The sequence below is a fragment of the Pengzhenrongella frigida genome (assembly GCF_004168625.1).
In the GTDB taxonomy this organism is placed as follows: domain Bacteria; phylum Actinomycetota; class Actinomycetes; order Actinomycetales; family Cellulomonadaceae; genus Pengzhenrongella; species Pengzhenrongella frigida.
Genome location: NZ_SDWW01000082.1, coordinates 1 through 7,294, shown reverse-complemented (window position 1 = coordinate 7,294; position 7,294 = coordinate 1). Strand labels below are relative to the sequence as shown.

Annotated in this window: 5 protein-coding genes; 4 read left to right on the top strand and 1 reads right to left on the bottom strand. The window is 71.7% G+C overall.

What is annotated here, in order from left to right; genetic code table 11:
- Positions 1-191 precede the first annotated feature (191 nt).
- The 3 genes from EUA98_RS19055 to EUA98_RS20390 are packed head-to-tail and all read left to right on the top strand — an operon-like array spanning position 192 to position 5,271.
- Entirely contained in the window at positions 192-2,480 is a 2,289-nt protein-coding gene (locus EUA98_RS19055; protein WP_130104263.1) for a protein kinase family protein, read from the top strand.
- Positions 2,477-4,354 (top strand): glycosyltransferase family 2 protein, encoded by a 1,878-nt coding sequence (locus EUA98_RS19050; protein WP_130104262.1) that lies wholly within the window; start codon positions 2,477-2,479, stop codon positions 4,352-4,354. Before EUA98_RS19055 ends, EUA98_RS19050 begins: the two co-directional genes overlap by 4 nt.
- Positions 4,355-4,359: 5 nt before the next feature.
- Complete coding sequence (locus EUA98_RS20390) at positions 4,360-5,271, top strand: glycosyltransferase (RefSeq protein ID WP_165372919.1); 912 nt, start codon at positions 4,360-4,362, stop codon at positions 5,269-5,271.
- Here the strand turns inward: EUA98_RS20390 and EUA98_RS19040 are convergent.
- On the bottom strand, positions 5,268-6,122 hold the full coding sequence (locus EUA98_RS19040; RefSeq protein WP_165372918.1) for a glycosyltransferase family 2 protein: 855 nt from the start codon (positions 6,120-6,122) through the stop codon (positions 5,268-5,270). The two genes, EUA98_RS20390 and EUA98_RS19040, sit on opposite strands and share 4 nt — an antisense overlap.
- A 102-nt stretch (positions 6,123-6,224) precedes the next feature.
- On the opposite strand from EUA98_RS19040, the gene EUA98_RS19035 reads away from it, so the two are divergent.
- The gene (locus EUA98_RS19035) at positions 6,225-7,157 is read left to right on the top strand and encodes a right-handed parallel beta-helix repeat-containing protein (RefSeq protein ID WP_130104259.1); all 933 of its coding nucleotides are present in this window, start codon (positions 6,225-6,227) and stop codon (positions 7,155-7,157) included.
- The last annotated feature ends 137 nt before the right edge of the window (positions 7,158-7,294 follow it).

The window sequence follows — 7,294 nt, the reverse complement described above, 5'->3', positions numbered from 1 at the left end:
CCGCGCACCCGAACGAGAACCAGACACGAACCAGCCTCCGTTCGACGATGGCACCGACTGTGGGGACTCACCAAGGGGACTCTGCGAGGCTATCGGGACACCCGCTCGCACTCACCTGGAACTAGCGTCCTTCTGGGCGAAATCCACCCGAAAGACACTAAATATGGCGGTGTTCGCCGTACAGTTCGCGCGTGGACGTGAACCGCATCCTTCGACCCGAGAGCCGGATTCTCGACATCGGCGCGCCCGGACCGGAGCTCGCCGAGGCGCTCGCCGCGCGAGGGTACGTGCACTATCTGGGCCTTGTCCCCGACGCCGGTCTGCCCTCCGCCCGCGCACGGGCCGACGGGATCGCCGATCGGTTCCACGCCCTCACCTCGTCGAACCAGGCATTCAAGAGCAGCGCCGACCTGCTCGTGCTGCGAGGGGGCTTTCGTCGCCTGCTCTGGTCCCTGCGCGATCTGCGGCACGTGGAATACGTCGCTGTCGAGATGGGTCCCGGTCGTCCGCCGATCGACCTCGTGCTCGCGCGGGCCATGGGACGGGCGACGCGCAAGCTGACACCGCTGGGTGCGCTGGGTGTCGGTGGCTCGACGTTCGAGGTGCACGCAGTCAAGACGGTCCGCCCAGACCGACCACGGCAGTACCTCTCCGAGGTCGTCGGCGTCGCGGGGCTGATCGACCGGTTGAACGACGAGGGGGTGCGCTACGCCGCCCTGCGTTGGTTCGACTCCCTGCCGCACCTCGAGCCTGGAGAGGACCTGGACCTGCTGGTGGCCGACGACGATCTCGCGGCCGTGCGGGCGCTCCTCGCCGAGGAGCCGGGCACCATCGCGGTGGACCTCTACAGCGAGACCGGTCTGCCGGGCTCCGACTTCCAGGGCGCGGCCTACTACGTCCCTGACCTTGCGCGGCAGATCCTCTCCGGTGCGATCGCGCATGCGAGCGGCGCTCTGGTGCCGTCCCCGAGAGATCACCTGCTCTCGCTCGCGTACCACGCGGTCTACCACAAGGGGGAACGCTCGGGATTGCCCTCGGACGACGCCCCGGCTGGGTTCCGGGATCCCGATCATGACTACGCCGAGACCCTGCGGCGCTTGGCTGCCGCGGTCGGGACGACACTGCCCGGGCAGCTCGAGGGCATCGACGAGCACCTCGGGCGTGAGGGCTGGCGACCTCCGCCGGATGCGTTGCGTCGGCTCGGCGAGTTCAACCCGTGGATCGCGCGTCGGCTCGAGGCGCAGGTGCAGCCCCCGGTCGAACCGCCGGAGCTCTCGGTGTTCCTGGTGCGCGAGCGCGCGCTCACAGTCGTCGGGATCGAGGACATCACCGCTGCTCTCGCAGAGACGGGCTTCGAGGTCATCCTCGAGCGGCAGCTGGACGACGAGGCGCGCCAGCGGTGCGCGGACGTCACCCGTGGCGGGAACTGGGGCAGCGGGCCGTTCCCGGTGAGTGGCGGCGGGCCGGCCACGGCACTTGTCGCTGTGCACTATGGCCCCGAGGCCCCTGACCCGGCACTGCACGCGCAGTACCCGCGCCTCACGAACGGGGATGTCCTGCTTGCGAAGCAGCGGATCCGAGACCTCATCGGCGCGCTCGTCGACCCGGAGCAGCGGTTCAACCCGCTGCACTCGTCTGACAACGAGCCGGAGGCGTGGGAGTACGTCGGGGCGGCGGTCCCGGAGGCTGCCGTCGACCTGCGGGCCGAGGTAGCCGCTCGCCGCGACGCATACCGAACCGAGCTGCCGGTGCTAGAGGTACTCAGCCTCGCGCGCCGGGCGAAGGTCGAGGTCGTCGACAGCGCCCAGGGCCCGGCCGTCCGTAAGACGTTCGCGCCGCAGGCTCGGAGATTCATGGAACGCGAGGTCCGGGCGTTGCGTGAGCTCGGGCCGCTGGTGGACGCGGTCCCCGAGCTCATCGACGTCGGGCCGAACTGGGTCATGACCGCGCGCTACGACAACGCCTTGGGCAGCCTCGATGAGCTGCGCCCCGCCGGTCTGCTCCCGCTCGACGTCGTGCGCGAGATGGTGGCGGTGCTCCGGACGATCCACGAGCTCGGCTTCGACCTCATCGACGCCAAGCCTCAGAACTTCCTGCTGGATCCTCGACGTGGACTGAAGATCGTGGACTTCGAGTTCTTCTACTCCTATCCGCTCACGCCCCCGCCGTTCGCCGAGGCGTACTGGCTCCGCGGCGTCCCCGACGACTTCGTGGGCGACGTGCCGCGCGGTCGGCTGTCGTACGAGTGGCGGTGGCGGCGCCTGACCGGCCTGTCGCGCGACGGGCTTCTCGCGGACTCCCGTTGGCGACAGCACCTCGAACGGGCGATCTACCGGACCAGACACGCGACGATCGGTCCGCACGGCCGGCCGCGCCTGCTCGCGCGCGCGGGCCGGTCGGGCCTGCGGCGGACGCGCGGCCTGCTCGCCTCGCGCTACTGGCTCTGGGCGCGCGGCCGGGCCCGGGCCGGTGAGGAGTGAACGCCGCCACCGGCGGGAGGCCCGCCGGCCGATCCTTCGAGGGCCCCGCTGTCGTGATCATCCCGGCGCACAACGAGGAGAACCTGATCGCGCGGGCACTCGAGGTGCTGCTCGCCGATGCCGAACCGTCGGAGTTCGATGTCGTCGTCGCCTGCAACGGCTGCACCGACGACACCGCCGAGCGGGCGCGGCTTGCGGCCTCGCGCCTCGGCCACCGCGTGACGGTGCTGTCCACCCCGATCGCGTCGAAGGCCGCGGCGATCCGCGCCGCCGAGGCCGTTGCCCCGGGCTTCCCGCGGGTCTATCTGGATGCGGACGTGGAGTGCTCCACGGCGACCGCGCGCGCGATGGTGTCCGCCGTCCGGTCCGGTGCGGCGCTGGCGGTGCCGACCCGAGTGCTCGACACCTCGGCGTCGACGCCGGCGGCCCGGGCGTACTACGGCGGGTGGAGCGCGCTGCCCTGGGTGCAGGAGCAGCTAGCCGGCCGAGGTGCGTACACGGTCAGCCGTGCCGCGAGGGAGACCTTCGGTGAGTTTCCCGATATCGGCGCCGACGACCGGTTCGTCACCACCCGGGTGCCGCGCAACGAGGCCGTCGTCGTGCCGCATCCGATCCTGATCGCGCCGCCCGGGCGCCTCAGTGACGTGCTCCGCGTGCGTCGCAGGGTCTATGCGGGCAACGTGCTCGCACCCGGCCCTGCACACGACCGCTCGCGGGCGAATCGGGTCGGGGCGCTCGCCCTGACGGTCGTCCGGCGGCCATCGCTCGCACCGAAGCTGGTGGTTTTCGCCGGCACGACGGCGGTGGCCAAGGCCCTGACCGCCTGGGACCTGCACCGGGGCACCGTCGTCTGGGGTCGGGACGAGGCGCAGCGCGCCGTCAGGTCGGCCCCACCTGCCGCGTCCGCACGACCGGCCACGGCCGAACCAACTGGCACGGCCGGTGCCGACCGCGCCGAGCTCGACGTCGTCGTGGTCACCTACCGCAGCGCCGCGTACGTCGGTGAGTCGCTCCGCGCGGCCGACGGCGCTCTCGCCTCGATCCCGGGCGCTCGCATCATCGTGGTCGACAACGACTCCCGGGACGACGTCGCCGCGGCGATCGGCGGGATCTCTCCCCGGATCGAGCTGGTGCTCCGAGACGTCAACGACGGGTTCGCCGCGGGCTGCCACGCCGGCGTCGCGGCCTCGGACGCACGCCGGGTGCTCTTCCTCAACCCGGATGCCGTCGTTGAGGCGGAGGCCATCGTCGCCCTCGTGAGGTGCGCAGACACCCACCCCGACGCCGGGGTGGTCGGCGGGCGGGCCCTGGCCCCGGACGGTTCACTCGATCCACGGTCGTGGTGGGGACGGCCCACGCTGTGGTCGGCCGTCTGCTTCGCCACCGGGTTGTCCAGCCTCTTCCCCGGGTCGCGGCTGGTGGATCCCGAGTCGCCAGACCGCTGGGACGGCCGGGCCCGTGCCGTGCCCGTGGTGAGCGGCGGGTTGATGCTCGTCGACCGGGTCGCGTGGGACGCCGTGGACGGCTTCGACCGGGACTTCTTCCTGTACGGCGAGGACGCCGACTTCTGTCTCCGCGTGGCCGCCGCGGGCTGGTCGCCGCGGGTGTGCCCCGACGCCGTGTTCCGGCACCCGGTGGGGGCGTCGTCGGCAGGTTCGAACCGCCTCCCGCTGGTGCTCCGGGGTCGGGTGACGACCTATCGCAAGAACCTGTCGGCCCCGTGGGGTCGCCTCGCAGGCGAGCTGCTCGTGCTCGGGACCGGCCTGCGCGCCCTCGCCGCCGGCGCCCGTCCGAGCGGTGGGCGGCCGTCGATCGGAGCCGCCGCCTGGCGGGACACCTGGCGGCGCCGGACCGAGTGGCGTGGCGGATGGTGATGGACATGCTCCCGACGGTCACGGTGATCATTCCGGTGCGCGACGGCGCAGCGGGCCTCGCACTGTGCCTTGCCGCCCTGGCCCGGCAGACGTATCCCCGAGAGTTGCTCGAGGTCATCGTCGTCGACAACGGGTCGATCGAGGACCTCTCGCTCGCCCTGCCCGCCGATCAGCGGTTCACGATGATCCGCGAGGACCGGCCCGGCTCGTACGCGGCGAGGAATGCGGGGCTCGCCCGTGCGACCGGCGCCGTGCTGGCGTTCACCGACGGCGACTGCGTCCCGGTCCGCGACTGGATCTCGGCCGGGGTCGAGCAGCTGAGCGCCGAACCGCGCCCGGATGCGATCGGTGGCGCGATCAACGTGACCTTTCCGCGTGGTCGGCCGAGCAACGGGCCCCAGCATTTCGAAGACGTCCAGGGGTTCCCTCAGCGCCGCTACGTCGAGGAGCTGAACTTCTCGGCGACCGCCAACCTCATGGTCTGGCGTGAGGCGTTCAACCGGGTCGGGCTGTTCGACGCGGGTCTCCGATCCGGCGGGGACCTGAACTGGGGTCGCCGGCTGGTCGCCGGAGGGGGCAGCCTGCGGTACTGCGAAGGCGCCGTCGTCGACCACCCCGCGCGCGAGACCTGGGGCGAGCTCGGGCGCAAGACGATCCGGGTGGCCCAGGGGCTCGCCGACCAGCGGGCCGAGCACGACCGGACGGCGCCGCGCGTGGTGCGCGACGTGGTGCACGAGGTCCGCACGGCCGTCTCGATCTGGTGGCGGGTCTGGCAGCAGCCGCGGCCGGAAGGTGCGCGGGCCAAGGCCCAGTTCGCCGCTGCGACGTCCTACGTGCGGCTGCTTCGTGCCCGGCTCCGCATCCAGGACGGCATCCGGTCCCGGGGTGCAGCCACGGCACCCCGGCCGGCTGACTAGAGGTATCGCACGCCGAACTTCCGGCTCCCGGCCACGCGGCCGGCCGCGCCGGCCGCCTCGACGGCCCACCACCAGCGGGCGCGCCGGGAGAAGGGGACGAGCGGCGTGACGACCACGATCCGCGCCCAGCGCACGGCGACGCCGGCGAGCCGCGGTCGCGGCATTCCGAAGGGGTGGAAGTCCCGGAACAGGCGACCGCGCGCCCGCCCGGTGAGGTAGGCCTTCTTCGCGGCGGACCGCAACGTCCCTCGATGCCGGTACGCGACGACCGCGCCGTCGGCATACCCGATCGCGTACCCCGCGAGCTGCAGGCGCCAGCAGAACTCCGTGTCCGTGCAGCCGTACTCGTAGTCCTCCGCGAAGCCGCCGACGTGCTCCCAGGCGGCCCGCCGCACCCCGAGGTTGGCGGTGATGGCGCGCGGGAGGAAGCCTGCCGCGACCGGGACGCCCGGCGGGTGGCGCTGCATGGCGCCGGTACCGAGGGAGTCGTTGTCGATCAGGCCGCCGACGACGTCGTAGGTCGCGAGGGCGTCGACCATCGCCGCGACCCACCCGGGCGCCACGACGTCGTCGGCGTCGCAGTAGAGCAGGAACTGGCCGGCGGCGACGGAAGCGCCGACGTTCCGGGCGGCGTTCGCCCCCGGCCGGGCGCAGGAGGTGACGGTGAGCAGGGGCAGCCGGTCGGCGAAGGAACGCGCGATGGCGACGGTCTCGTCGCCGGACCCGTTGTCGACGACGACCACCTCCCACGCGACGGTCGCGTCCTGCAGCGCCAGTCCGGCGAGCTGCTCGCCGATGGTGGCGGCCGCGTCGCGCGCCGGGATGATGACACTCGCCACGACATTCGCCATGCGCAGACCGTACCCGTCCGGGGCGTCCATAAGGCCCCGGTTTGCGGTGTCTCTGACAGACTGGCAGGCCATCGTCAACCGTTCGGCCGTTGGAGCCCGCCCTTGCCTCGAGCCCCCGACCTCGCCTCGCCCTCGCCCGACGTCGTCGCAGGGCGCCCGGCCCGACGTCGCATCCCGTGGCAGGTGATCGCGGTCGTGATCGTGGTGGTCGCCGGTCTCGGGCTGCTCGCTGCGGACCTGCGCGGTTCGCTCGGCCCGCGTGGGGCGGGCACCGAGGAAGATCAGGGGGACATCACGGCGACCGACGGACCCGCCTTGGAGCCGCCGCCCGTGCGGTATCCCGACGAGACCACGACGGGCGTTCCTGCCGGGGTCGTGCTCCAGCCGTCCGGCTCCCTGACGATCACGCAGCCGGGTGCGGTGATCGACTCGCTCGAGATCACGGGCACCGTCGTGGTCGCTGCGGACAACGTGACCATCAAGAACTCGCGGATCAACAACACCGGGTCGATCGCCATCAAGAACGAGGGCGAGAACCTGCTCGTCGTCGACACCGAGATCGACGGCCAGGGCGGCGGGATCCCGGCCATCGCCTTCAACAGCTACACGCTGCTCAGGGTGAACATCCACGACGTCGGCGAGGGGCCCCGGATCGCGGGGGGCGACGTGACTATCGAGGACTCCTATGTGCACCACCTGGTGCAGGTCGACGGTAACCACACGGACGTGATCCAGGCGGTCGGGGGGAGCAACATCGTCATCCGAGGGAACAACCTGCTGGCCTACAACCCCGACACGGGTAAGAAGGGCAACGCCGCTTTCATGTTCGGGGAGGATGACAACCCGCTGCGGGACTGCCTCGTCGAGGACAACTACATGAACGGCGGCAACTACACCGTGAACGGCGGCGGGGGCGGTACCGAGGGTGCGGCGTGCACCTTCAGGAGAAACGAGTTCGGCCCCGATTTCCGGTACGGGACCCGCGCGAATCTCGGCCCGAATGTGTCGTGGGGATCCACCAACTTCTCCCGGTAGGCGGACCCCACACGGACATCACGGACACGAGCGCGTCCTGGACGAGTAGCCTCGCCCTCTCAGCGTCGGCTGAGCCCAACTTCGGGCAGTAGCGGCATGGAGGCTGGTTCGTGTCTGGTTCTCGTTCGGGTGCGCGT